Raw genomic sequence first — 24,853 nt, 5'->3', positions numbered from 1 at the left:
AGGTCTGTCGCACTAACATTTGTAAACGATCACTGGATCACATTGTTTTAATTCTGAAATTGGCTGCGGAATGACGGTCGCAGCAGGCACTTACGGCTCAGAAAACAGTGAAGGAGAGAACTACAAAGGCTTCTTTGGTGGTATCGGCCTTGGTTACCTCGTGAGCAAACGCCACTCTTTTAACGTAATGACGTTTGTCATGGACAACAACACCTATTTGGATGAAGCAGACAAGCGCATCGTATTATCATATCAATATCAATTTGAATAAATAAAAGCGCAGCCCAAATAGCTGCGCTTTTACTTTGATAGAATGAACTAGTGAATTGAGTTGTTTTCTTCGATCTTTTTCTGGTATTGGTGTTTTAATATATACATGCGCTTAACATCGCTGTAAGCGCCGTTAATAAAGTATTCTTCTACAAGGTGACCTTCTTCGATAAAGCCGCATTTTTTGTATAAGTGAATAGCGACTTCGTTATCCACTGCGACTAATAAGTAGATTTTACGTAGATTAAGAATTGAGAATGAGTAATCTAACGCACGATTAATCATCTCTGTCGCATAACCTCGGCCTTGATGCTCTGGGGCGATGATTATCTGAAATTCCGCGCTGCGGTGAATGTAGTTAATCTCGATCAGCTCAACTAAGCCAATTACGATGCCGTCTTCATCTTCGACGACAAAACGCCTTTCAGCGTCATCATGTATATGTTTTCGATAAAGTTCTTCGAGCTCGTCATAAGACTCGTAAGGTTCTTCGAACCAGTAGGCCATGATATTTCGGTTGTTATTCAGTTCATGAATAAAGCGCAAATCAGAACGCTCTAATGCACGCATTTTTAGGCCTTTCTTCATCATTTTTCTCCAATGAGGGCGGAGAATACCTCCGCACTTGATGCTAGAAAATATTACCGTATTTCACAAGAATAGCGCATCTTTTTTTGGAAAATATCCTGTGATTTTCAATGTGGAAACTTAGAGTTCACGACAAATATAAATTAATCTTTACGATAAAAAACTCGATTAGGTGCTTTGCCTAATATCGTATTAAATACCGCGCAACGACTTAGTGTCTTAATCTAAACAAACAAGGTATTCAATATGTTTTCAATCGGTGACGTAGTAGTAGCGACTAAAGGTATCGATCTTGGCGAAATGGTTGTTACAGGTTTAAGCAGTGGCGGTTTTTACACACATGTAAAAGCAGGCGAAAAAACACTAACTTACCCAGCTAAAGATCTTAAGAAAGCATAATTAAATTTGCTCATTCTTATTTTTAACTGGCTTAAAGTTCGTATTAGTTATTTTAAGCGGGTTAGAATCGATAAAAGGTAGCGCAATGAGTCGCTACCTTTTTTTATTTTTTCTACCTTTCTTCACCAATATGAAACTCAACGCGATTTCTTCCGGTTTCTTTTGCCTTGTAAAGTGCTAAGTCGGCGCGTTTAACGAGTGGTTCAAATGAGTCGTCGAGACGACAGACTTGAGTTACCCCAATACTCGCGGTGAAGCTCATATCACAACCTGAATGTTGAACGGTCGTCGTTTCTAGTGCATTACGAATCGTTTCTAATGTGTCTAGAGCTTGCTGTGATGAGCGACTTCTTAATACGATGGCAAACTCTTCACCGCCAACTCTGGCAAGTAAGTCACAATCAAGTAGATGACTTTTAATAGTATTAACTGCATGGATCAGTGATTTATCGCCTGCGTCATGACCAAATCGGTCATTGAGGCTTTTAAAACTGTCGAGATCTAAAATAGCAACATGGAAGTCAATGCCCTGGGTTCGGTATTCATTTAGGCGGCTTTCGATTTGTCGCATGAACTCTCTGCGGTTTGGAATACCTGTTAGATCATCCGTCGTGGCGAGGTGTTCCATTTTCATAATCTGTATATGAAGGGCAATGTTTAAAGCAATCCAATTAGCGATGCACTGAAGCTGTGCCGCTTGTTCGTTTGTGTAAATGTGCGTTTGATGATGCGCAACATTAAGCGTTCCTAGGCAGACTTTACCGTGCATTAAAGGCGCGTCCATACACGTACCCATACCATTGGATGCGAGCATCACACAATCGATCTCATCAGATTGCGTAACATCGTCGCAGATCATCAGTTGTTGCTTTTTGAACACTCGGCCAACAAACGCTTGATGAATGGGCACTAAAAATTCAGCGGGAATCGCTTTACTACCAGAGAAAGAGTAGACCTTTAAATGATCATTGTTTTCATAAAGTGTGATACTCGCACGGTCAGAATTAAATATACGATTTATCCATTCTGCCACCGTATCAAGTACTTGCTGTAGTGTTTCCGATTGAGCTAAAAAGTGAACAAACCCTATCGGCATACATATCGGACTTTCCATGTTTTGCATCGATAAGTCATCAGGGTTAAAAGTTCTTTCAAGTCTCAATAGACATCTCCTTGGCAATGTTGCAAATACCAACAATAAATTACGTGAAGCTATTTTGTAGAAAATGTGCTTCTTGGTAAGAGTATGGTTTAATTATCGCCGTTTGTGTGCATTTGGTTGCTTAATGTGGGCGTTAACTCACCCTAAATAAGTAAATCTTATACCTATTTATAAGTAAGTCATTACTCAATAAGTGGTGTTTTTAAGATGGAAGTACAGAATGAGCCCTTCTGGAATAGAAGGGCTAGAAAAGGATACAAATAGGGTCAGGTGAGTGGTGACTTAATTGTCTTTGTACTTTTGTAAAATCAACTGACTTATCTGCGCAACGAGTTGGTCCCTAGCTTGAAGTGAGAGCTCGGTTTCTGTGACATAAATACTAATGTAAACAGGTCGATGATTTTCCTTCCATATAATCGCGTTAATGCCACGCGAACCATGACCTCCCGCACCAGAACGGTCTGCAATAGACCAACCTGTTGGTAATACAGAACGCATTAACGAGTCTGAAACTTTGTTGTCCTGCATCCAGATTTTTAATTGTACACGAGACTCATAAGACAACGTTTCGCCTTCGACCAAAGTTCGAAGAGTGTTTAGTATGGCGTTAGGTGTGGTTGTGTCGCGGCTGTCGCCTGGTGTGGCTTCGTTCAAGCGAGGTTCTATTCTGTCTAGGCGCGTTGCTTTATCTCCAATTGTTCGCAGAAACATTGTTACGGCCTTAGGGCCGCCAATTTCATTTAATACTAAGTTGGCTGCGGTATTATCACTCATTAACATAGCGGCTTCACACGCGTGCTCTATGCGTGTGTTTTGGCCTGCGAGCTTATCCATCACTGGAGACCATACAACGATACTGCGCTCATCGACTTTTGCGGTCGCATTTTTACTTAGCTTACCGCTGTCCATATCACTTAGCATTTTGGCACAAGCTAGGGTTTTGAATGTGCTCATGAGTGGGAAGCGTTCATCGCCACGGTAATCCCAACGCTCGTCTGCTTGGGTATCCCAAACTGACACCCCAATTCTGCTTGAGGTTTGTTGCTCGAGGAGAGAAATGTCCTCATTCAGTTGGGACGCGTAACTTAGGGTTGAGCAAACCATTAGCCCAGCCAACAAAAATAACTTTTTCATGGATCGTGTTCTTCAATTTTAGTTTTAGTTCGCACCATAGCGATGTCACGTAAACTATAACGAGCCAATACTCTAAGCACTGTTAAATCTATGTCTATTTTATGTAGGATTCTTCGCAATACGCTTAAACAGTCTCAATATGGGGAGAAGAGTGTTGCTATCAAGGCCTGTAGTTTGGCTTATATATTACGTCAGTGATTCGGTCACAAAAATATCTTAGCGTGAGACACTGGCTCAGAATTCCTTGTCATGAGCTAACGAATAGTTTGCTCCAGAGACATAAAAGGAGCTGAATCATCAGCTCCTTTTGCCTATTTGGATAATTACTTACAGTTCAATCTTTTTAACCATGCCCGCTTCTGCATGGCCCGGAATGTTGCACGCGAACTCAATCTTGTTGTCACCGTGGAAATGCCACAACAACTGCTTCGCTTTACCCGGTTCGACCGTCACAGAGTTGCCCGAGTCGTGCATGTGATCACCACTCATTGTTTTCATCATTTCGCGATGTTCTAGCTGCTCTTTAGCCGAACCAATCGTAAACTCGTGGTTGATCTTACCTGTGTTCATGACTACAAACTGCACCACATCGTTTGGCTCAATCTTAACGTCTTTTTTGAACTTGATGGTCATGTCATCACCCAAGATAACGTGTACCACCTTGTCTGGCTTTGCCCCTTTTGCTGGCATACCTACTGCCGACATGCCCGGCATATCCATCATGTTTGAATGGTCCATTTTACTGTGGTCCATCTTCATGCTGCCGTGGTCCATATTTTCATGCTTCATGTTGCTATGAGCCATGTTCGCGTGGTCCATGTTTGAATGATCCATTTGGGCAAACGCAGTCGTTGTTGTTAGGGCTAGAGCAAGAGTGATTAGTGTCTTTTTCATTTTTATATCCTTGTTTTAATTCATTAATAACTTGGTTGCTTCCCCCCAAACGAATTGATTGAGGGGAAGGTAGGGATTAAGCCTTGTTGCCAGTGCGATCTGTGCTGTCGGCGTTTTCGATTTGGTTGCCAGTTTGCGTGCTTGTTTGGCTCGGAGTTGAGTTGTTTGGGCGCAACTCACGTTGTTTCCACAGCTTGAAGATGGCTGGAAGTACCAACAGCGTCAGCAGCAGTGCCGATGCCATACCGCCAATCATTGGTTCGGCGATGCGTTGCATTACTTCTGATCCTGTACCTTCGCCGTACATGATCGGAATCAGACCAATAATGACCGTCAGTACCGTCATCATTACTGGGCGGACACGCAGGCCTGCACCTTCACGAATGGCATCGGTTAGGTCTTTCGCCTCAAGCTTCTGTTGGCTCTCTTCCGCATCCAGCTTTTTGTAGTGCCATGCTTGGTTGAGGTAGACGAGCATGATGACCCCAATTTCAACCGCGACGCCTGCTAGGGCAATAAAGCCGACCCCAACAGCAATCGAGAAGTTGTAGTTGAGGATATGCATGAGCCACAAACCACCGACCATAGCGAGCGGTAGGGTAAGCATGATGATCATCACTTCACCGACACGACGGAAACTGAAGTAAAGCAGCAGCATAATGATGGCGATGGTGATTGGTACCACGACACTCAATCTGTCTTTCGCACGCTCCATGTATTCGTATTGACCAGACCAAGCCAGCGAGTAACCCGCAGGAAGTTCCAATTGATCAGCTACGACTTGCTGCGCTTCCACGACGTAAGAGCCAAGGTCACGACCATCGATGTCGACAAACACCCAGCCGTTTGGACGCGCGTTTTCCGTCTTGATCATCGGAGGGCCGTCTTCGTAACGAATGTCCGCTACGTCAGCCAGTGCAATACGAGCACCATTTGGTGTCACTAACGGTAGGTTTTGCAGTTTAACCACTGAGTCGCGGTAGTCTTGTGGGTAACGAACGTTGATTGGGTAACGCTCCAAGCCTTCGATGGTTTCACCCACATTCATGCCGCCCACCGCAGTGGAGATCACTTGCTGAACGTCTTTGATGTTTAAGCCATAACGCGCTGCGGCACGACGTTTAATGTCGATCGTGACATAACGACCACCTGCTACACGTTCTGCGTAAACCGATGCGGTGCCTTGTACGCCATTAAGAATTGGCTCCAACTGAGAACCGATCTTCTCAATCACTTTCAGATCGGGTCCGGCGATCTTAATGCCGATAGGGGTTTTGATGCCCGTTGCCAGCATGTCGATACGCGTTTTGATCGGCATTACCCAAGCGTTAGTAAGACCAGGGAACTGAACTAGCTTGTCGAACTCTTTGCGCAGTGACTCGGTTGTTACCCCTTCACGCCATTGGTCGTGTGGCTTCAACTGAATCACGGTTTCAATCATGGTGAGTGGCGCTGGATCGGTTGCGGTCTCAGCTCGGCCAATTTTTCCCCATACGGTTTTCACTTCTGGAACGGTTTTGATCAGCTTGTTGGTTTGTTGTAGAAGCTCACGTGCTTTACCAATTGAGATACCCGGATAGGTCGTTGGCATGTACATCAAGTCGCCTTCATCCAGCGGCGGGATGAACTCGCTACCCAGTTTACTGGTTGGGTAGTAAGCCGATGCCATCAGACCTAATGCGATAACAATCATGGTCTTAGGGTATTTTAAGCTGGTGTTCAACAGCGGGCGGTACAACGCGACCAAGCCGCGGTTAACCGGGTTTTTGTGTTCCGGTAACACCTTACCGCGAATGAAGTAGCCCATAAGTACAGGCACGAGCGTGATTGCCAAACCTGCTGCCGCTGCCATGGCGTAAGTCTTAGTGAACGCAAGCGGCGAGAACATCTTGCCTTCCTGACCTTCTAAGGCGAACACTGGTACGAAGCTAAGAGTAATGATCAACAACGAGAAGAACAGCGGTGCGCCGACCTCTTCTGCGGCTTTGCCGATTACTTGCCAGCGGTTTTTATCGGTCAGTGGCGTTCGTTCAATGTGCTTGTGAACGTTTTCAATCATCACGATTGCACCATCCACCATGGCACCGATGGCAATCGCAATACCACCCAAGGACATGATGTTGGCATTGATGCCTTGCCAATGCATTACGATAAACGCAGTGAGAATGCCAACCGGTAGGCTCAGAGCGATAACCAATGAAGAACGACTGTGGAACAGGAACAACGCACACACAATCGCAACGACGATGAACTCTTCTGCAAGCTTCTTCCATAGGTTTTCTACCGCTGAATCGATAAGGGTAGAACGGTCGTAGGTTGCAACAATTTCCACGCCTTCTGGCAGGCTGCGTTGTAGGTCTGCGAGTTTGTCTTTGACCTTCGCAATCACTTCACTGGCGTTTTCACCAAAGCGCATCACGATAACGCCACCGACCGCTTCACCTTCGCCATTCAGCTCTGAGATACCACGGCGCATTTGTGGACCAAGGTTAATGTCTGCGATGTCTCCTAATAGCAACGGCGTGCCTTTCTCAGTGACTTTGAGAGGCAGTGATTTAATGTCTTCAATGCTGGTTAGGTAACCCGTGGTACGAACCATGTGCTCGGCTTCGGCCACTTCGATAACGGACGCGCCGGTTTCTTGGTTACCGTTTTGGATTGCCATGTTCACTTGTTGCAGAGTGAGGTTGTACGCACGCAGCTTGGCAGGATCAATCTGCACTTGATACTGCTTCACCATACCGCCGACGGTAGCGACTTCAGAAACGCCATCAACGGTTTGCAATTCGTACTTCAAGAACCAGTCTTGCAGGCTGCGAAGATCCGCCAAATCATGCTTGCCGGTTTTGTCTTGTAATACGTAGCTGTAAACCCAGCCCACGCCCGTTGCATCAGGACCTAGCGTTGGTTTTGCGTTCGGTGGCAGCTTGGGTGCTACTTGGCTTAAGTACTCCAACACGCGTGAACGTGCCCAGTACATGTCGGTATCATCGTTGAAAATGATATAAACGTAAGAGTCACCAAAGAATGAGTAGCCACGAACTGTCTCAGCACCCGGCACGGCAAGCATGGCGGTGGTGAGTGGGTAAGTGACTTGATCCTCGACGACTTGAGGAGCTTGCCCCGGATAGCTTGTCTTGATGATCACTTGCACATCAGAAAGATCCGGAATCGCATCAACAGGCGTATTCTTTACACTGTAAAGTCCGCCTAATACAAGGGCTAAGGTCGCGACCAACACTAGGAATCGGTTGCTCAGTGACCAACGAATAATAGCATTGATCATAATTAACCCTCGACGGCTGTTGTTGCAGGAACTAGCTGTTTAAGAACGTAGTCAGATCCTTGTTTTTCAACTAGAAACCGAACTTTCTGTCCTTCTTCAAAACCCGATAGATCAACGTCTTCACCCACAGAGAAGTTCATCTCGCCTGCATCCCAGTTCCATTCTGCAACCGGTAGGTGGTTTAAGGTGATCATGCCAAAATCAGCCATCAGCATGCTAATGTCACCAGTTAGCCAAACCTCTGCGGCAATGACGCTGTTGTCTGCCTTGTAGTCGATGATTTGGTACTGACCGGACTCCGTCTTTTGCATTTCAAATTCGATAGCCTGACCTTTTTTCAAGTCACCCATCTCAACGCCATCTGCGAAAGTGAAGTTCATTACCATGCCCGGCCAATCCCATTCTGGTACAGGCTGGTGGTTGATGGTCAGCATACGGTGATCTTTCATCACATCCGTGATCTCACCTTTGGCCCATGCCGTTTCTGCTGCTGCTTCTACACCATTGATGCGAGACAGATCCGCCGACTGGCTTGATTCAGAGTCGAGCATGAAGTGAGATGAAGTAACGATCTTATCGCCTTGTTTAAGTCCTTGTAATACTTCGATTTGTTCGCCAGCTTCACGGCCAACTTCAATTCGAGCTGAGCGGTATTTGCCTTTGCCCTCAGCCAGAACAACGCGAGTCATACCGCCAGAGCGAATAACAGATGATTTAGGAATCGTTAATACTGCGTCGTCAGTAACAGGCTGCAGAGCAATATTGGCGAACATGTTTGGCTTCAATGCGCCATCTGGATTAGGGAATTTAAGACGCACACGCAACGTACGTGTTTTCGGATCAAGGATTGGGTACACGTAATCTACGACGCCTTGCCATTCATTGCCCGGAATCGCGTCAAGGGTCATCGTGGCTTGAGAACCCGCTTTCATCCAGTGCGCTTGACGCTCAAAGACTTCCGCATCAACCCAAACATTGTCCAAAGGACCTGCACTGATCACCGCTTGAGCAGGGGACAAATAGCCACCTTCACGCACGTTTAAGCTCGCGATAACGCCATCAGCAGGCGCTTTGATTTCAATGGTTTGCGATGCTTTACCACTACGAGTAATGGATTTGATTTGAGCACGGTCAACACCAAGCGTTACCAAGCGCTCGGTCGCGCCTTTTACAAGACCTTTGCGGCCAGTGCGGTACGCATTCAGCAATTCTTCTTGTGCTTTAACCAGTTCCGGAGAGTAGAGCGTGAACAGCACATCGCCTTTCTTCACTTTCTCACCCACGGCATTGATGTAGAGTTTTTCTACCCAACCCGCCACACGAACGTTGGTTTGCCATAACAGACTTTCATCAAAGGCAATATAGCCAACCGTTTCGATGCGTGGTGATAGTTGTTGTAGTGTCGCGTTTGCGGTTTTAACCCCGAGGTTGTTTTCTACTGAAGGGTCAATAGTCACTGTACCCGGTGCGTCTTGTTCACCGGATAGGTCTTCTGCGTAAACCGGAATCAAATCCATGCCCATTGGGGACTTACCCGGCTTGTCGCGTTTGTAATTCGGATCCATTGGGGCAACCCAGTAAAGCGGATCATTAGAGCTTGCAGCAGATTCGCCACCCATCGCACTCATGTCGTGAGCCGAGCCCGTAAGAAAATGATTAGCACCAAACCCTAAAGCACCACCAACAATCAGCGCGATGGTTGCAACTTGTAATGTTTTCATTGTTTTACCTTATTATTTTTTAAATTCAGACAGTTCTGGTTGCTCGACTTGATAGTCGAAACCACCGAGTAGGGTGGCTAAATTGCTGTTTGCGATGTTGAGATCGGTCAGTAGACGTTGTTGCTCCAATTGCAGAGCCAACTCGTCAGTCGTGGCGGAAATCACATCGTTAAACTGCGCTGTGTTGTTTTGATAACCCCGCTCAACGGCTTGAATGCGCGCTTTCGCTTGAGGCAATAAGGTGGATTGATAACGTTCTAAGCGTTGGGTTAAGTTGCCGCGATCAACCAACAGAGTGTTCACCTTGGCATTCATCTGCGTTAGTAAGGTGTCTTTTTGTGATTGTGCCGCGCCAACTTGGTATTGAGCGGCCGCGAGATTGCGATCTTGGCGGTCACCCGTAAACAACGGAATGTCCATGGTTAGGTAAGCGCTGACCAAATCGGAGGCGGGTTCACCCATCATGTTGTCGGCTTGGCGGTAGGCGTACATTACTTCGACGCCAAATTGTGGGTTGTAGGCTTGCTCAGCAATTTCCACCTGCGTTTTATTGGCAGAAATACTGACGTCGGCCATCTTAACCATCGGGTGTTGGCTGAGTTGCTGATAATGCTTGGTGGAACCCTGACTGGCAGCAAGTTTGCTGTTCAGTGTGTCCCAATTAAGTTGATTGCTCGCGTGCAGAGCCTCTTCGTTTGCCAACCAATCTGACCCCAACCATTCGGAGAGTTGAGAGATAAGACGACGTTGCATTTGTGCGTTGGCTTGCAGTTTCTCATCCAACTTGCTGACTTGAAGCTGGGCATTGAGCAGATCTTGCGCTTCACTCTTACCAATCGAATAGTTGGTTTGAATAAAGCTTTCCATCTCCTTCATCAACTTGCGATTCTCAAGCATGATTTGTTCAGCGCGTTGCTGGTAACCAAGTTCTAACCAAAGTTGAGTCATGCTGTTGGCTACTTCAAGCTCACGAGCATGGACTTGAAGCCCAAGGCCGTCGGCTTGTTGATTGGCTTTTTTCTGCTGTAAATCAAGCGTCGAGCCACGCTCAAACTGTTGCATTAAACCAACGGAGATGTTGGTCATTGGGTCTTCATCGAATTTGAAGCTGTCGACAGGCAAGCCACCAAAACCCACTTTCAGTTTTGGGTCCATCAAGGTCGCACTCGCGACGCCCGTTTCACGCATGGCAGCAGATTGCGCAGAGTATTGCTTACGATTGCCATCGTTACTCAAAGCGACGTTGATCAGTTGGGCAAGCTTGGTCGTTGAAGCTCGCTCACTTGATGCGGAATTTTGCGCTGCGTGCGTCTCTTTTCCTGCGGCGTTAACCAAGGTAGGCGCAGCGACCAGAGCCACCATAAAAATAGGTGCAGCTAAGCGGTATGGTTTGATATCCATAATCTAAATCCAGTGTTCGCCGGATCGATGGAGGTGCGGATTTTATTGCGGGAACAGTAAAGCCTTGTTACCTCATCGTTCAGGCGCATTAAAACAACCTGCGATACACGCGCAGGGTCGAATGCTAGGACGGATTTAGGCTATTGGAGGTCGATATAGGTCGCGGCTGACGTGTACGACTGGGGAAGCAACTTCAGGAGTAATAGTTGCGCGATAGATGACGGGCATTGGGCTATTGGTAGGATTCGGTAGGGGGACGAAAACTATCGTACACGCGGCAGTACAGCAGGTATGAACCATGCCAGAGCCTCCACCACAGTTCATGCTGGTTTCTCTTGCATCGCCATCTTCGGACATAGAAGCGTCTGTCATGGAGACGTCCATCATACCAGGCATACCACAGTGTTCGCTGTCACTCATCATAGAAGGATGATGAGCCATGCCAGTAGACATCATTTGAATATTCATCAACAGCTCACTGTTCGCCACACTAGATACCAACAGTACTAGCGTCGTGAAGAGAGTTAACCAGATTGTATGCAGCGATTTTAAGTGCATACCTTTTCCCATGTGTTTGATGAAAATGATGAAAACCCTTCGATTCTAAAGGTTAACCTAAGGGTAAGGTCAATCATTTATTACTCTTATTATCAAAATAGTCCAACCCTTCAGTTTTCGCACTTTCGAGGGAGTAAAACGTTTGTTAAACACCGAGTGTTGAAAGTTAGCGAAAGAAGCCCTCGCTTTTTATGACACGTGAAAAATGTGGTTTATAAGTTTTACATCACACTAACTTGTCTTACAAATGATTATCCTTATAGAATGTATGGTTTTACTTGTGCAGATTTGGATTTGCTTTGCTGCGGGGGTTGCATGATAGAAATTGTCATCGATGGAAAATATAGAATTGTAGAAGAGGGTCTAACCCTTTTAGAAGCAGCAAAAGTGTGTGGGGTCGAGATCCCATCGCTGTGCGGAATGAACAAAAGTAATGAAAAAGTACCGTGTGACTTGTGTGTGGTTGAAGTCGAAAGCGGCGGTACTAAGCGTGCGTGTGAACTTGAAGTTTACCGCGGCCTTAATGTGGTCACGCAATCAGAACAATTAAGCGAGCACCGCAGAAAAGCACTCAACCGTATCATGACGGACCATTACGCCGATTGTGAAGCGCCATGTAAAACCGCGTGTCCAGCGGGCGTTGATATCCAATCGTACCTTTATCACATCGCACAGAACGATCATCAAAAAGCGATTGAAGTGATTAAGCGTACGCTTCCTATGCCGCTATCGATTGGTCGTGTGTGCCCAGCATTTTGTGAGAGCGAATGTCGCCGCTCGTTAGTCGATGAGCCTATTGCAATTCGTCAGCTAAAACGTCATGCCGCGGATGCAGATCTGTCTGCGCATGAAGCCTATGTGCCAGAAAAGAAACCAAGCAAAGGTTTGAACATTGCCGTCGTCGGCAGTGGTCCTGGTGGTCTAACGGCCGGCTACTACCTATCGAACGAAGGCTATGACGTTACGGTCTTTGAATCCATGCCAAAAGCGGGCGGTTGGTTGCGTTATGGCATCCCAGAATACCGTTTGCCAAAAGACATTCTAGATAAAGAAATCGAACTGATGTGCCGCAATGGCATGCAAGTTCACACCAATCAAAAGCTGGGTGTTGATTTCACGCTCTCTCAATTGAGTGAAGAATACGACGCGGTGTGTTTGGCTGTCGGCGCGTCTCAAGCGGTTGAAATGCATTACACAGGCAGTGATCTTGAAGGTTGCTACTTAGGTGTTGATTATCTTAAAGATTACGTTACCGAACAAAGCTACGTTACGGGTCAGAAAGTCGCGGTGATCGGTGGTGGTAACACGGCAATTGACTGTGCTCGTACTGCGCGTCGCGCTGGTGCAGACACCACGTTGATTTACCGTCGAACCCGTGACGAAATGCCAGCAGAAGACTATGAGATTGTCGAAGCGGAACACGAAGGGGTGAAATTCCACTTCTTAACCAACCCGGCAGAAAACCTTGCCGATGAAACCGGACGCGTGAATGCAATTCGTCTAGAACGCATGGCGTTGGGTGAGCCGGATGCATCTGGTCGTCGAAGCCCTAAACCAACTGGCGAGTTCTTCACCGAAGAGTTCGACACCGTGATTGCGGCAGTATCGCAAAAGCCAGATCTGAGCTTCCTCGAAGGCGAAGATTTGTCGATTCCGCTTACGCGTTGGAACACCTCTGATGCAGATGAAAAGACCATGCACACCGGCACGGGCAACATCTTCAGTATTGGTGATTTCCGCCGTGGTCCAGCAACGGCAGTTGAAGCGGTGGGTGATGGCCGCGTTGCGGCAAAAGCGATTGACCTGTTTTTGAATGGCGATATGGCGGATATGCCAAAGGCAGCGTTCAACTCGCGTAAAGAGAAGAAGCTCTCTCAAGTCGATCCGCTTCACTTCGAGAACATCCAGAAAGTCGCTCGCTCTATCATGCCTGAGCTGACTCCAGTACAACGCGAGCAAAGCTTCGCTGAAGTGGAGTTGGGTTTTGATAACGAAGAAGCAATGAAGGAAGCCGCGCGCTGTCTAGAATGTGGCTGTCAGGCAAATACCGATTGTGCGCTGCGTGATTACTCCACCGAATATGAAGCTCAGCAAAGCTTTGACTTCTCCTTGCAGATTAAATCGCATCAAGATTGGTTAGATCTTCGTGCGAAAGACTTGCGTCATAAGTACGAAGTTGACCGTAGCTCTGAGTTTATTGAGTTTGATGCCAACCGCTGTATTAGTTGTGGTCAGTGCATCCAAGCGTGTCGTGACAAAGCCGTGCACGGCGTACTGAACTTTGTGTGCGACAAACAAGGTCGTCCTGCATTACGTCCTGACGACCGTCCACACTTTGGAAGTAACAAGAATGGCTTAACCCTAATGGGCGATTCGAACTGCGTGCAATGTGGCGCGTGCGTTCAAGTGTGTCCAACGGGCGCGATGGTCGATAGTCGTGACCGTTCACAAGGTCGTACTGAAGATCTGAAAGCGGTCGACACCATTTGTACGTACTGTGGTGTGGGTTGTAAGTTGACTATGTTCGTGGACGAAGCAACCAATACGATTCGTTACGTGAAGGGCGGTGACTCGCCAGTGAACCAAGGCATGCTGTGTGTGAAAGGGCGCTTTGGTTTTGATTTCATCGGCAGTGAAGAGCGTCTTACCACGCCTTTGATTCGTAAAGACGGTTGGTTGCAGCCTGCGAGTTGGGAAGAGGCGATTCAACTGATTGCAAGCAAGTTCTCTGGCATCAAGCAAGATTTTGGCAGCAACGCATTGGCGGGTTTCTCTTCAGCGAAAACCACCAACGAAGACAACTACGCGTTCCAAAAATTTGTCCGTCGTGAACTAGGCACCAATAACGTCGATCACTGTGCGCGCTTGTGTCACGCATCGAGTGTAACCGGTCTTGAGGCATCACTCGGTAGTGGTGCAATGACCAACGACATTCCAAGCATTAAGCACTCGGATGTGATCTTTATTATCGGTTCGGATACTACATCGGCGCACCCGATTATCGCTTCACATATTAAACAAGCAATTCGTCATCACGGCGCTCGTTTGATTGTAGCTGACCCGAAACGTGTCGATATGGCAGAGCATGCTGAGCTGTATATGGCGCACCGTCCGGGTACGGATGTGATGTTCCTTAACGGCGTCATGCAGCAGATCATCAAGAACGGTTGGTATGATCAAGAGTACATCGAAGAACGTGTCGACGGCTTTGATACCTTACTGCAAGAAGTGATGTCGCCAGCTTACAACCTCGATAAAGTGGAGTTGGTTACAGGCGTAAAAGCCGAAGACATTCAAGCAATGGCGCGCATGATCGGTACGGCAGATCGTACGGCTGTTTACTACTCGATGGGTATTACTCAGCATACGACTGGTCATGACAACGTGCGTTCTATCGCTAACCTGCAATTACTGTGTGGCAACATCGGTATTGAAGGTGGTGGTATTAACCCGCTACGTGGTCAATCTAACGTGCAAGGCGCGTGTGATATGGGTGCTTTGCCAAACAGCTTCCCAGGCTACCAAAAGGTATACAACCCAATTGTGCGTCAGAAGTTTGCTATTGAATGGAACGCACCAAATCTGCCTTCTGAGCAAGGTCTAACCCTGACAGAAATCATTGATGCGGCTTGCCATCGTGACGTCCGTGGTATGTACATTATGGGTGAGAACCCAGTGTTGAGTGACCCGAACCAAGCGCATGTGATTGAGGGCTTAGAAGCGCTCGATTTCTTAGTGGTTCAGGACATCTTCCTAACGGAGACTGCACAATACGCGGATGTGGTTCTGCCTTCTTGCTCGTTTGCAGAGAAAGCGGGTCACTTCACCAATACGGAGCGTCGTGTTCAGCGCGTGAATCAGGTTGTCACGGCACCGGGTGAAGCGAAAGAAGATTGGTGGATTATTCAAGAAATCGCCAATGCCATGGGTAGTGATTGGGATTATCACTGCGTGTCTGATATCACCAATGAAATCGCACGTGTGACACCTCAATACGCTGGTCTTCGTTGGGATGCCATTACGCCAAACGGTGTGCAATGGCCGAGCAACAAGAACAACCCGGCAGGTACTCGCATCATGCACCAAACCCAGTTTACTCGTGGTAAAGGACAAATGGTGGGCGTACCGTTCCGTTATGCGGCTGAGCTGCCAGATGAAGAGTATCCACTGGTGCTTACTACAGGTCGTGTACTTGAGCAATTCCACACTGGCACCATGACGCGTAAGACCAAAGGATTGGATAACCTTGCAGGCCCTCGCGCGATGGTGAGCGTGGAAGACGCAGAAGCGCTAGGCATCAGTAATGGTCAGCGTCTGACGGTGTCTACACGTCGCGGCAGCATTGAGATTGATGCCTTTGTGACTAAGCGTATTCAAAAAGGTGTGGTATTCATTCCATTCCACTTTGTTGAGTCTCCGGTGAACCGTTTAACGACAACGGCGACTGACCCGCATGCGAAGATCCCTGAGTTCAAGGTCGCTGCGGTTAAAGTGGAAGTGAGCGAGAAAAAAACGCAGACAGAGTCTCTCGAAGATAGTTACCAACACGTTTAAACTCGGTGAGTCGCGTTGTTGTTGTCACTGACAATTTGAGCCTAGTTGATGGGCGGATAATCTAATCTTGATTTCCGCTCTCACTACATTCACTCTGATTGTCTTTTTCCTCCAATTCCTTTTACTTTTCTGTTATCACCTCGCTCTGGTTAGTTTTCCCTTCTTACTTCTTGCTTTCTCTGAGGCGTATTTTTGTTCAAACTCATGATGAGACTGCAATAGAGTTTGTTGTTGAGCTTGTCATAGAATTGACTGTCTCTGACTGTCCCCTGTTATTTGGGCAAGTTCTATAACCTAAACTTTGCTCGCTTCCTATACTGAATTAACGAAGCAAGATTTTTATAACAACAAGAGGAAGCTTGTATGACAAGAACAACCTCATTAGCACTCGTTTTATTACTTATGTGCGCATACTTTGGTTACAACCGTTATTATGTATACCCCCAGCAGTTGGAAACACAGGCGAAGTCCATGCTAATACAAATGGCAAATCGCGAAGAGTGGGTCGATGTGTTTGAGATGATGAATCGCGTAGACGCGCACAAGGGCCATTTGGAACTTGTTGCTGACGTGACATCCTCTGATGGTCAGCGTGCGTACAGTGAAGGTATTATCACGTACACGGATCGCGAAGGCGTTGTCTGTAAACAGGTAGTGTTCAACTTTAAAATAAACTCTTTGAAAAACTACAATATTTCCGATTTACGAGATTGTTCCTACGGTGAGTACTATTAATATTGTCTGAGAGTTGAGCTCGATAGCACAGTGTATGAATACAGAAACAAAAAATAGCCCTTCGTTGGGGCTATTTTTGTTTTTAAGGAATGAACGCAATATCGTGGGATTAGTCGAGTGATTTTTTGAAGCGAAATGAAGCGACAATAAGGCCGATAACGGTGAATCCAAGTAACCAAACTGTATCTCGCCATAGTTCCATTAGGTCTGCACCACGCAGCACCACACCACGAATAATTCGCATAAAGTGGGTGGCAGGCAGCGCTTCGGATATCCATTGTGCCGCGATGGGCATTCCTTCATAAGGGAACATAAATCCGGATAGAAGAATCGACGGCAAAAGAATAAACACCGTCATCTGCATTGCCTGAAGCTGTGTCGTCGCAATGGTGGATATCACCAAACCTAAGGTTAAACTCGCGGCGATAAACAATAGCGTGCCAAATAGTATCTGACTAATGGCGCCGTTTATCGGCACACCAAATATCCAGTGACCCAAGCCTAAAATGATAAACACCTGTATCAGACCAACAAAGATGTAGGGGATGATCTTCGCTACCATGAGTTCTATGGAATGGATTGGCGTAGTAATCAGTAACTCTAAATTGCCACGTTCTCGTTCTCGAACAATGGCTGCACTGGTGAACAAGATCATCGTCATGGTCAGAATCACGCCCAATAAACCAGGGACAATGTTCACCGCCGAGCGCCGACTCGGGTTGTAATACAGCGCAACTTCAAAGGTTTTGGTTGGAGTAGGGCGTATTTCAAAATCAAAATCTGTTAACGGCATGGTTTGTAGTGAGAGAATCGCAGAGCTGATCATGGTGTCTGAACCATCCACAATCCATTGGCCAAGCTCTCGCCCTTGCACCATACGTTGGGTTAAATCGCTAGGCAGAATTAAAGCCGCTCGTACCAAGCCGTCTTGAATGGCTTGCTCGGCTTCTGTTGCGGTAGCGAAGGTTTCGACCACATCGACCACTTGCGTGACTTTGACGGACTCGGTGATCACACGCCCGGCAGTGCTGCCACTTTGATCGACGACGCCAACGGGGATGTTGCGAATATCGGTATTAATGGCAAAGCCGAACAGCAGAAGCTGAATTAGCGGGATCATCACGACCATGCCAAAGGTAATGCGGTCACGTGAAAGCTGACGGATCTCTTTGATCATCACCGCTTTCATGCGGGCAATAGATTTCATCATTGGCGACCTTCTCCCGTCACGCTGACAAACACATCTTCCAAGCTCGGGCGAGCAATGTTCATCTCGCAGCCATCAAGCTCAGGAAAGGTTTGGGTTAACCATTCGATCGGTTGTTCGATGTGCTGGTGGATCAAAATGCGTAAGCGAATGCCGAGCTGTGCGGCAGAACGGACTTCTTCGCGCTGAATGACTTTCTCTTTTAGCTCGCGTAAGTTATCCGCTTTGACTTCGACGATGTTAACGCCCATTTGCGCCATGAGTTCTTCTGGCTCACCATCGGCGCGGATTTCCCCGGCTTCCATAATCGCCAGACGATGACAGCGTTCTGCTTCATCCATGTAGTGCGTAGTGACCAAAATCGTCGCACCTTGGTCAGAGAGATCAAACAATTGCTCCCAGAAATCGCGTCGGTTCTCTGGGTCAACCGCAGACGTGGGTTCATCGAGAAACAACAGTTCTGGTTTATGCATGGTGGCTGCGGCGAGAGACAAGCGTTGTTTCTGCCCGCCACTCATTCCGCCGACGCGCTGTTTGCGTAGTTGGTCGAGACCGTAGGTTGACAGTTGTTCTTCGATGCGAGCTTTCAGGGCCTTGGTTTCCATACCAAAGATTTGTCCAATAAACTCAAGATTCTCTTGAACCGTGAGGTCATCATAGAGGGAAAACTTTTGTGTCATGTAGCCAATCTTGAGGCGCAGAAGCTCCGATTGTTTTGGGATCTCTAACCCGAGTACATCGACATTGCCCTCGCTTGGGCTAAGTAAGCCAGTCAACACACGAATGGTTGTCGATTTACCGCAACCGTTAGGGCCAAGAAAACCATAAATACTGCCTTTGGGCACATTGAGCGTGATGTTGTTGATGGCGGTGAAGTCACCAAACTTCTTCACTACATTTTCAGCTTGAATCGCGTATTCGGTCATTGGCTTACTCCACCAAATCCACTTGAGCTGGAATACCTGAAGGCAAGGATTGTGCTGAGTCTTGAAGGTCGACTTCTGCTAGGTACATCAAACGCGAGCGTTCTTCCTCGGTAAGCGCGAAATAAGGCGTAAATGAAGGCTCAGTCGCTACCCAACGAACGGTGCCGCTATATGGTTGCTCAACGCCATCTACATGCACGTTAACCGTTTTACCCGGCACAAAGTTGACTCGGTAGTTGGCAGGAACATAAACACGGGCGTATGGGACGCGGCTCGCTTGAATTACTGCAACAATGCCATTCACAGGAACGCGTTCACCAAGGTTAAACGGTAGGTTATCTAACAAGCCATCTCGCGTGGCGGTGATGGTGAGTTCTGCTAGTTTCTGTTCTTGCAGTGCCACATCGGCTTTTGCTGCCATGAGTGCGGCTTTCGCTTGTTCAATATCTTCAGGGCGAGAGCCAGCGGTCAGTTTGCTGAACTCTTCTTGTGAGGAGTCTAGCTCTGCACGGGCAGAATCTCTGGCTGCTAAAGCTGTGTCTTTTTCTGATTGGCTGATGAGTTTCTTACGAACTAACTCTGCTTTACGTTGGTAGTTCTTTTGCGCTTCAACCAATTGAGCTTCCGCTCTGGCAACGCGAGCTTGCGCTGCGGCAATGTCTTCTGGTCGCTCACCATTGGTCAATTTCAAAAGATAGGCGTCAGCCTTGGCTTGTTCGGCTACGGCGTGAGCTAAAACGGCTTCTTGGTTCTTTGTATCGAGCTGAACCAGCACTTCTCCTTCGGTGACTTGGCTGCCTTCCTTGATGGGAAGGGCGCGAATTATCTCGCTAGAGGTTGCAGTAAAGGTTACGCGGTCACGTTCTAGTGTGCCAAGGGCTTGCTGTCCGTCATCTTTGGAACAGGCAGTTAAAAGAGTCAGGGCTAGGGTGCCAAGAATGATTCGCTTCATCATGCGACGCTTCCTCTAAGAAGGTGAACTCGAATTCGTATCAAGCTATAGAAGAGTGTGGAACTGCATTCAGTGTAACGTGAGTCAGTTTTGTCCGGCTAGGAAGTTAATTCCTTCAATATTCATCAATTGATTAATTATTGAAGCTGGCTTTATCCTGCGGAAGCCGTGCTTTACTTGGCTCTTTTAAGTTGATTACATGAATATCATTTAAACAAAAATCTTGCCTTTCATGTAGAGCACGCCGTCGCCAGATACTCTTACTTGTTCGCCAGTAACTTCACAGTGCAAAATGCCTCCGCGCTGAGAAGCTTGGTAAGCGACCAGTGATGTTTTGCCTAACGCTTCTGCCCAGAACGGTGCTAACCCAGCGTGAATCGAGCCAGTTACGGGGTCTTCGTCACCACCATTTGCAGGCCAAAAGTAACGAGATACAAAGTCTTGTTGATCGCCTTTCGCGGTAACGACCACATCGTAAGGAGCGAGTGTCTTGAGGTGCTCTGAACGGTATTGAACCTCAAGTAACTCCTGCTGGTTGCCGACCACCACGAAATACGCTTGAGGGCTAAGCAGTACGCGTTCCACATCGCAACTTAGGCCTTCAATCAATGCCGAGGGAATATCAGAAACGGCTTTTGGAAGACGAGCAGGGAACGTCATATCGATCTTACCTTGCGCATTCTTCTCTACGGTGAGGGTTCCTACTTCCAGAGTATGAAATTCAATCGTGCCATTAATGCCAAGCTCATCAAACAGCACTAACGACGAGGCCAGTGTGGCGTGTCCACAAAAGTCGATTTCAGTTATAGGAGAGAACCAACGAATCTCATATCGGTTTGCGCCAATGGATTTTAGAAAAGCCGTTTCCGACAAGTTGTTTTCTGTCGCGATATTTTGCATCAATTCTGGGGCTAGCCATTCCTCTAACGGTACCACCGCTGCTGAGTTGCCTTTGAATTGCGTATCGGTGAAGGCGTCCACCACGTAGATATCCAATTCCATTTTCTTTCCTTATTCCGTGAGCGATTAATTAGCATAAACCAAGTGCAATTAAGAGAGTAAGAAATTTGTGTTAGAATCTTAAAGTGTCAAAATTATAGATTATTTTGTGTTTTTTGATACTTACTGACAAAGATTCGAACTGCTGGGTATTTAGACTAGTGTTGAATTCATTGAAAGGAAGAAAAACATGAAAGCGATCTACAAGTCAGTTTTGGTATTGAGTGTTTTTGCGGTCGGTTCTACACATGCATTTGAACTCGTGAGTAGAGATATTCAAGAAGGCCACCCGATGGCGAAGACATTTGAATACTCTGGTTGGGGATGTGATGGCGGGAATCAATCACCACAATTGATGTGGAAAGAAGCTCCAAAGGGCACAAAAAGTTTTGCGATCACCGTGTATGACCCCGATGCACCAACAGGCAGTGGTTTTTGGCATTGGATAGCGTTTAATATTCCATCCACCGTTAGCGAGCTGCCTCGAGGAATTGATATGAACAAGTTAGGCGTCAAAGAATCTCGTATTGACTACGGCACAACGGGGTTCGGCGGCGCGTGTCCTCCAAAGAATGATGGGATGCATCGTTACCAGTTTACGGTGTGGGCATTGCCAACTGAAGAACTGAATTTGGATGAAAACACGCCACCAGCCATTGTAGGGTTTACTTTGAATAGTGTTGCTTTGGGTAAAGCGACATTAACCACGACTTACACGCGATAATTGAATATAAGGGGAGAGAATGGGTCACCAATATCAGGTTACGCTGTTTCGTGCGGAGCAGCAGCAGAAGCTTCGTAATGTCAGGATTCACTCCCCAAGCCTTATTCAGATTGTTAAGGGGAGTAAACATCTTTTCTGGAAAGACGAAGTACTCGACATCCATCATCCAAATATCATGCTTTGTGAAGCAAATGCATCCCTAAATTTTGAAAATCTTCCTCTACAAGGGCGATTTCTTTCTCGAATGTTCAGTTTTCACTGTGTGCCTAGCGATGAAATGTTGGAGCTAAGCATGAGCAACGCATTAGGAAACTATGTACCCGTTGTTGAGACAGATAAAGCATTGCAAGCGACGTTAAATGCTTTGTTTTCGTTTGAGCGGGAAAGCTTAAGTGAAGCGACACAACGCTATTGGATTATGGGCCTATATCAGCAGCTAGCTGAGAGAGGGTTATTGCATCGGTTGTTCTCGAGTTCACATATCTCTTTTAGTCAGAAACTTAGTCGTTACTTATCGCGCTCTCCAGGGGAGGGGCATCCATTAGACATGGTCGCGGGGCACTTTGCTATGAGCCGAGCAACATTGATACGCAAACTGAAACAAGAAGGTACCCAGTATCGTGAAGTATTGGCAGAAGTGCGCTTAAATCACGCACTTTACTTGATGCAAAATGGCTCGTATAACGTTGCTATGCTCGCACAGTTGTGTGGTTATCAGTCAGAGGGGCGTTTTAGCCAACGCTTTAAAAGTAAGTTCGGCCTAACGCCCAGCGAGTATATTAAAACGGTAGTGAGTTAATGTTTTACCGCTTTTGTATTTTTTGTGCTTTTTAGGTTAGCCATAATATTTGGCTTTCATTCGCAATGCTACATTCACCAAAGCAATCAATACAGGCACTTCGATCAGCGGGCCAATGACACCAGCAAAAGCTTGGTCTGAGTTTAGGCCAAACACCGCGATAGAAACCGCAATTGCCAATTCAAAGTTGTTGCCTGTTGCCGTGAAAGCAATTGACGCGTTTTTGTCGTAGTCGATGCCCATTTTCTTACCAACGAAGAAGCTGACAAAGAACATCAACACAAAGTAGATAGCCAGTGGAATTGCTACACGGAATACATCCATTGGCAGTTCAAGAATCATTTCACCTTTCAAGCTGAACATCAGTACGATGGTCGCAAGCAGGGCGATAAGCGTAATTGGTGAAATGCGTGGGATGAATACGTCGTTGTACCATTGTTCACCTTTCGCAGCGACCAGCCATTTGCGGCTTAGGAAGCCCGCTAGGAATGGGATACCAAGGTAAATAAGAACGCTTTCCGCGATGTCCATCATCGAGATATCAACTACGAAACCTTCGTAACCAAAGACTGGTGGCAACACAGTGATAAACAACCATGCCATCACACTGTAAGTCACGATTTGGAAAGCGCTGTTTAATGCAACTAGGGCTGCGCCGTATTCTTTGTTACCACCACCGATATCGTTCCATACCAATACCATCGCAATACAACGAGCAAGACCGATCAGAATGATACCAACCATGTAACCCGGATGATCACCTAGGAAAGTCAATGCAAGGATGAACATCAAAATAGGGCCGACAATCCAGTTCATGACCAAAGACAGCGTGATTGCTTTTTTATCTTTCGTCACTGTGCCTAGCAGGTTGTAGTTCACCTTTGCGAGTGGCGGGTACATCATCAAAATCAAACCAATCGCTAGCGGTACGTTTGTGCTACCAACTGACATTGACTCGTTCCACTCAGCTACTTGAGGGAATGCTGCGCCAATACCTACACCGATTGCCATTGCAACAAAAATCCACACCGTTAAGTAACGGTCCAAGAAGCTCATTTTGTCGCTGGCACTATTTAAAACTTGAGTAGTCATAGTGTTCTCTTATTCGTTTATCGTCGAAAGACGATGGTTAAAGGTATAGTTTATCTCTGCACGCCTGACCAGCGTGCAAAGGGCATTAATCAAAGAACTTGGAAAATCCTAGATTGAACTGATCAAACGCGTCGCGTTGAATGCGGTAACACACCTTAGGTGGGTTTGGCTCGGCGCTGATAAAGCCTGCTTGCTTGAGAATACGCAAGTGCTCGGAAACAGTAGATTGCGCAAGACCCAGTTCAGAAACCAAATCACTGTTCAAACAACCGCCCATGGTATCGAGCGTGTGCAGGATATGCAGAATGCGCAAACGTGCTGGATGCGACAAAGCTTTTGCTTGCGCTGCGAGAGTTTGTTCTTTCTCGAGCTGTTGTTGCGTTGTCTGAAAAACAACTTCGCACGTGTCCTTGCACTTATCACTCATTCGCTGGCCTTAATAGTTAATCGTCGAATTGCGATAAAGTGTACGCCTGCTCTGTGGAAGATGCAACAACTCGATGAAAAAATTAATCGTAAAATAACGATGAATAAAAAATTGAAAAAAATATATGTTTTAAAAACAGTGATATAATAAAAATTAAGTAGGTTACTAAAAGTTAACTAATTGCACTATATTTCTAGGTTACCATAATAAACCACATCCGACGCACAATGGTTACTGCGTCATCTTGTGAACTTATTTAAAGGTAATCCCATGAGCAACGTACTGATCATCAATGCACACGAACCATCACCATATTCAGAAGGTCGTCTAAATGCTTCTCTTGTCGACAAAGCACAGACGCTTCTGCAAGCAAAAGGCCATAAGGTTCGCGTTGTGACAATGCAAGATGAGATCAACGTAGATGAGCAACTCGCACACTTTGAGTGGGCTGATCGCGTGATCATCCAAAGCCCAATCAACTGGATGTCTGTGCCTTGGTCATTCAAAAAATACATGGACGACGTGTTTACTGCGGGTATGGGCGGCGCACTATGTGCATTCGATGGCCGTAGCGCAGAAGAACCAAAGAAAAACTATGGTACAGGCGGCACTCAAACCAACAGCAAATACATGCTGTCACTGACATTCAACGCGCCAGAAGAATCGTTTGATGATGAGAGCGAATACCTATTCCAAGGTAAAGGCGTGGACGATTTGATGTTCCACATGCACGCTAACTTCCGCTTCTTTGGTATGTCAGCACTGCCTACATTTGCTTGTTACGACGTGATGAAGAACGCAGATATCGAAAACGATTTTGTTCGTTTCGAAGCTCACATTAACGAAAACTTCTAATCCTTTTAGAAAGATAGTGCGAACTGAATGATGAATTGAGATGGACTGCTGCATGCGGTCCATTTTTATTTGTTTGCGGCGAGGTGACGTTTTTATCCGTCATTCCGCAGCCAATTTCAGAATTAAAACAATGTGATCCAGTGATCGTTTACAAATGTTAGTGCGACAGA

Annotated in this window: 21 protein-coding genes; 7 read left to right on the top strand and 14 right to left on the bottom strand. The window is 46.6% G+C overall.

All coding sequences use genetic code 11. From position 1 onward, the window contains the following. The first annotated feature begins 70 nt into the window (after positions 1–70). Positions 71–271: a hypothetical protein gene (locus R7Z77_RS21900; protein ID WP_318136828.1), complete on the top strand. Its 201-nt coding sequence runs from the start codon at positions 71–73 to the stop codon at positions 269–271. 47 nt (positions 272–318) lie between these two features. Here R7Z77_RS21900 and speG read toward each other — a convergent pair whose 3' ends face one another. Then, positions 319–858, bottom strand: a complete 540-nt coding sequence (speG, locus tag R7Z77_RS21895; RefSeq protein ID WP_005375417.1) for a spermidine N1-acetyltransferase — start codon at positions 856–858, stop codon at positions 319–321. Positions 859–1,104: 246 nt separating this feature from the next. Between speG and R7Z77_RS21890 the strand changes: the two genes are divergently transcribed. Further along, on the top strand, positions 1,105–1,257 hold the full coding sequence (locus tag R7Z77_RS21890; RefSeq protein ID WP_005375418.1) for a hypothetical protein: 153 nt from the start codon (positions 1,105–1,107) through the stop codon (positions 1,255–1,257). Positions 1,258–1,369: 112 nt separating this feature from the next. Here the strand turns inward: R7Z77_RS21890 and R7Z77_RS21885 are convergent, their stop codons facing one another. From R7Z77_RS21885 to R7Z77_RS21855, 7 genes are all read right to left on the bottom strand, one after another. Further along, the gene (locus R7Z77_RS21885) at positions 1,370–2,419 is read right to left on the bottom strand and encodes a sensor domain-containing diguanylate cyclase (protein ID WP_213967968.1); all 1,050 of its coding nucleotides are present in this window, start codon (positions 2,417–2,419) and stop codon (positions 1,370–1,372) included. Between the two features lie 282 nt (positions 2,420–2,701). Then, positions 2,702–3,553, bottom strand: a complete 852-nt coding sequence (locus R7Z77_RS21880; RefSeq protein WP_005375420.1) for a carbenicillin-hydrolyzing class A beta-lactamase CARB-42 — start codon at positions 3,551–3,553, stop codon at positions 2,702–2,704. 327 nt (positions 3,554–3,880) lie between these two features. Beyond that, positions 3,881–4,447, bottom strand: a complete 567-nt coding sequence (gene copI / locus R7Z77_RS21875; RefSeq protein ID WP_064354568.1) for a copper-resistant cuproprotein CopI — start codon at positions 4,445–4,447, stop codon at positions 3,881–3,883. A 76-nt stretch (positions 4,448–4,523) separates the two neighbouring features. Continuing rightward, positions 4,524–7,733 carry an efflux RND transporter permease subunit gene (locus R7Z77_RS21870; protein ID WP_318136827.1) on the bottom strand — a complete coding sequence of 1,070 codons (3,210 nt, stop codon included), beginning with the start codon at positions 7,731–7,733 and terminating at the stop codon, positions 4,524–4,526. Between the two features lie 2 nt (positions 7,734–7,735). Beyond that, complete coding sequence (locus tag R7Z77_RS21865; protein ID WP_064354570.1) at positions 7,736–9,454, bottom strand: efflux RND transporter periplasmic adaptor subunit; 1,719 nt, start codon at positions 9,452–9,454, stop codon at positions 7,736–7,738. Between the two features lie 12 nt (positions 9,455–9,466). After that, positions 9,467–10,855: a TolC family protein gene (locus R7Z77_RS21860; protein ID WP_064354571.1), complete on the bottom strand. Its 1,389-nt coding sequence runs from the start codon at positions 10,853–10,855 to the stop codon at positions 9,467–9,469. A 135-nt stretch (positions 10,856–10,990) separates the two neighbouring features. Beyond that, a complete protein-coding gene (locus R7Z77_RS21855; protein WP_064354572.1) occupies positions 10,991–11,413 on the bottom strand; it encodes a hypothetical protein in 423 nt (140 codons plus the stop codon). A gap of 315 nt (positions 11,414–11,728) precedes the next feature. Here R7Z77_RS21855 and fdhF point away from each other — a divergent pair, with 315 nt between their 5' ends. Together fdhF and R7Z77_RS21845 are read left to right on the top strand one after the other, a co-directional pair. Then, the gene (gene fdhF / locus R7Z77_RS21850) at positions 11,729–15,967 is read left to right on the top strand and encodes a formate dehydrogenase subunit alpha (RefSeq protein WP_213967967.1); all 4,239 of its coding nucleotides are present in this window, start codon (positions 11,729–11,731) and stop codon (positions 15,965–15,967) included. A 363-nt stretch (positions 15,968–16,330) separates the two neighbouring features. Next, positions 16,331–16,702 (top strand): hypothetical protein, encoded by a 372-nt coding sequence (locus R7Z77_RS21845; protein ID WP_141135663.1) that lies wholly within the window; start codon positions 16,331–16,333, stop codon positions 16,700–16,702. Between the two features lie 109 nt (positions 16,703–16,811). Here the strand turns inward: R7Z77_RS21845 and R7Z77_RS21840 are convergent, their stop codons facing one another. From R7Z77_RS21840 to R7Z77_RS21825, 4 genes are all read right to left on the bottom strand, one after another. Continuing rightward, positions 16,812–17,909 carry an ABC transporter permease gene (locus R7Z77_RS21840; protein ID WP_064354574.1) on the bottom strand — a complete coding sequence of 366 codons (1,098 nt, stop codon included), beginning with the start codon at positions 17,907–17,909 and terminating at the stop codon, positions 16,812–16,814. After that, the gene (locus R7Z77_RS21835; protein WP_064354575.1) at positions 17,909–18,835 is read right to left on the bottom strand and encodes an ABC transporter ATP-binding protein; all 927 of its coding nucleotides are present in this window, start codon (positions 18,833–18,835) and stop codon (positions 17,909–17,911) included. The genes R7Z77_RS21840 and R7Z77_RS21835 overlap by 1 nt, the downstream gene beginning before the upstream one ends. 4 nt (positions 18,836–18,839) lie before the next feature. Continuing rightward, positions 18,840–19,790, bottom strand: coding sequence for an HlyD family secretion protein (locus tag R7Z77_RS21830; protein WP_372587974.1), 951 nt, complete (start codon positions 19,788–19,790; stop codon positions 18,840–18,842). 207 nt (positions 19,791–19,997) lie between these two features. Further along, complete coding sequence (locus R7Z77_RS21825) at positions 19,998–20,789, bottom strand: PhzF family phenazine biosynthesis protein (protein ID WP_213967966.1); 792 nt, start codon at positions 20,787–20,789, stop codon at positions 19,998–20,000. Positions 20,790–20,976: 187 nt separating this feature from the next. Between R7Z77_RS21825 and R7Z77_RS21820 the strand changes: the two genes are divergently transcribed. After that, complete coding sequence (locus R7Z77_RS21820) at positions 20,977–21,510, top strand: YbhB/YbcL family Raf kinase inhibitor-like protein (protein ID WP_064354576.1); 534 nt, start codon at positions 20,977–20,979, stop codon at positions 21,508–21,510. A 19-nt stretch (positions 21,511–21,529) separates the two neighbouring features. After that, positions 21,530–22,309, top strand: a complete 780-nt coding sequence (locus R7Z77_RS21815; protein ID WP_064354577.1) for an AraC family transcriptional regulator — start codon at positions 21,530–21,532, stop codon at positions 22,307–22,309. 36 nt (positions 22,310–22,345) lie between these two features. Here the strand turns inward: R7Z77_RS21815 and arsB are convergent, their stop codons facing one another. Both arsB and R7Z77_RS21805 read right to left on the bottom strand, forming a co-directional pair. Next, positions 22,346–23,401: an ACR3 family arsenite efflux transporter gene (gene arsB, locus R7Z77_RS21810; RefSeq protein ID WP_005385145.1), complete on the bottom strand. Its 1,056-nt coding sequence runs from the start codon at positions 23,399–23,401 to the stop codon at positions 22,346–22,348. Positions 23,402–23,486: 85 nt separating this feature from the next. Beyond that, positions 23,487–23,828, bottom strand: coding sequence for an ArsR/SmtB family transcription factor (locus R7Z77_RS21805; RefSeq protein WP_064354579.1), 342 nt, complete (start codon positions 23,826–23,828; stop codon positions 23,487–23,489). A 270-nt stretch (positions 23,829–24,098) separates the two neighbouring features. On the opposite strand from R7Z77_RS21805, the gene R7Z77_RS21800 reads away from it, so the two are divergent. Further along, positions 24,099–24,683 (top strand): NAD(P)H-dependent oxidoreductase, encoded by a 585-nt coding sequence (locus R7Z77_RS21800; RefSeq protein ID WP_064354580.1) that lies wholly within the window; start codon positions 24,099–24,101, stop codon positions 24,681–24,683. Positions 24,684–24,853 lie beyond the last annotated feature (170 nt).

The sequence above is a fragment of the Vibrio sp. 1401 genome, from assembly GCF_033340295.1.
Note: the sequence above shows the minus strand (reverse complement) of the source record. Positions and strands in the feature narration are given on the sequence as shown.

What these genes read in the sequence shown, in the direction of transcription:
- R7Z77_RS21900 (WP_318136828.1), top strand. Translation starts at nt 71, where the DNA reads ATGACGGTCGCAGCAGGCACTTACGGCTCAGAAAACAGTGAAGGAGAG.
- speG (WP_005375417.1), bottom strand. Translation starts at nt 858, where the DNA reads ATGAAGAAAGGCCTAAAAATGCGTGCATTAGAGCGTTCTGATTTGCGC.
- R7Z77_RS21890 (WP_005375418.1), top strand. Translation starts at nt 1,105, where the DNA reads ATGTTTTCAATCGGTGACGTAGTAGTAGCGACTAAAGGTATCGATCTT.
- R7Z77_RS21880 (WP_005375420.1), bottom strand. Translation starts at nt 3,553, where the DNA reads ATGAAAAAGTTATTTTTGTTGGCTGGGCTAATGGTTTGCTCAACCCTA.
- copI (WP_064354568.1), bottom strand. Translation starts at nt 4,447, where the DNA reads ATGAAAAAGACACTAATCACTCTTGCTCTAGCCCTAACAACAACGACT.
- R7Z77_RS21870 (WP_318136827.1), bottom strand. Translation starts at nt 7,733, where the DNA reads ATGATCAATGCTATTATTCGTTGGTCACTGAGCAACCGATTCCTAGTG.
- R7Z77_RS21865 (WP_064354570.1), bottom strand. Translation starts at nt 9,454, where the DNA reads ATGAAAACATTACAAGTTGCAACCATCGCGCTGATTGTTGGTGGTGCT.
- R7Z77_RS21860 (WP_064354571.1), bottom strand. Translation starts at nt 10,855, where the DNA reads ATGGATATCAAACCATACCGCTTAGCTGCACCTATTTTTATGGTGGCT.
- R7Z77_RS21855 (WP_064354572.1), bottom strand. Translation starts at nt 11,413, where the DNA reads ATGCACTTAAAATCGCTGCATACAATCTGGTTAACTCTCTTCACGACG.
- fdhF (WP_213967967.1), top strand. Translation starts at nt 11,729, where the DNA reads ATGATAGAAATTGTCATCGATGGAAAATATAGAATTGTAGAAGAGGGT.
- R7Z77_RS21845 (WP_141135663.1), top strand. Translation starts at nt 16,331, where the DNA reads ATGACAAGAACAACCTCATTAGCACTCGTTTTATTACTTATGTGCGCA.
- R7Z77_RS21840 (WP_064354574.1), bottom strand. Translation starts at nt 17,909, where the DNA reads ATGAAATCTATTGCCCGCATGAAAGCGGTGATGATCAAAGAGATCCGT.
- R7Z77_RS21835 (WP_064354575.1), bottom strand. Translation starts at nt 18,835, where the DNA reads ATGACCGAATACGCGATTCAAGCTGAAAATGTAGTGAAGAAGTTTGGT.
- R7Z77_RS21830 (WP_372587974.1), bottom strand. Translation starts at nt 19,790, where the DNA reads ATGATGAAGCGAATCATTCTTGGCACCCTAGCCCTGACTCTTTTAACT.
- R7Z77_RS21825 (WP_213967966.1), bottom strand. Translation starts at nt 20,789, where the DNA reads ATGGAATTGGATATCTACGTGGTGGACGCCTTCACCGATACGCAATTC.
- R7Z77_RS21820 (WP_064354576.1), top strand. Translation starts at nt 20,977, where the DNA reads ATGAAAGCGATCTACAAGTCAGTTTTGGTATTGAGTGTTTTTGCGGTC.
- R7Z77_RS21815 (WP_064354577.1), top strand. Translation starts at nt 21,530, where the DNA reads ATGGGTCACCAATATCAGGTTACGCTGTTTCGTGCGGAGCAGCAGCAG.
- arsB (WP_005385145.1), bottom strand. Translation starts at nt 23,401, where the DNA reads ATGACTACTCAAGTTTTAAATAGTGCCAGCGACAAAATGAGCTTCTTG.
- R7Z77_RS21805 (WP_064354579.1), bottom strand. Translation starts at nt 23,828, where the DNA reads ATGAGTGATAAGTGCAAGGACACGTGCGAAGTTGTTTTTCAGACAACG.
- R7Z77_RS21800 (WP_064354580.1), top strand. Translation starts at nt 24,099, where the DNA reads ATGAGCAACGTACTGATCATCAATGCACACGAACCATCACCATATTCA.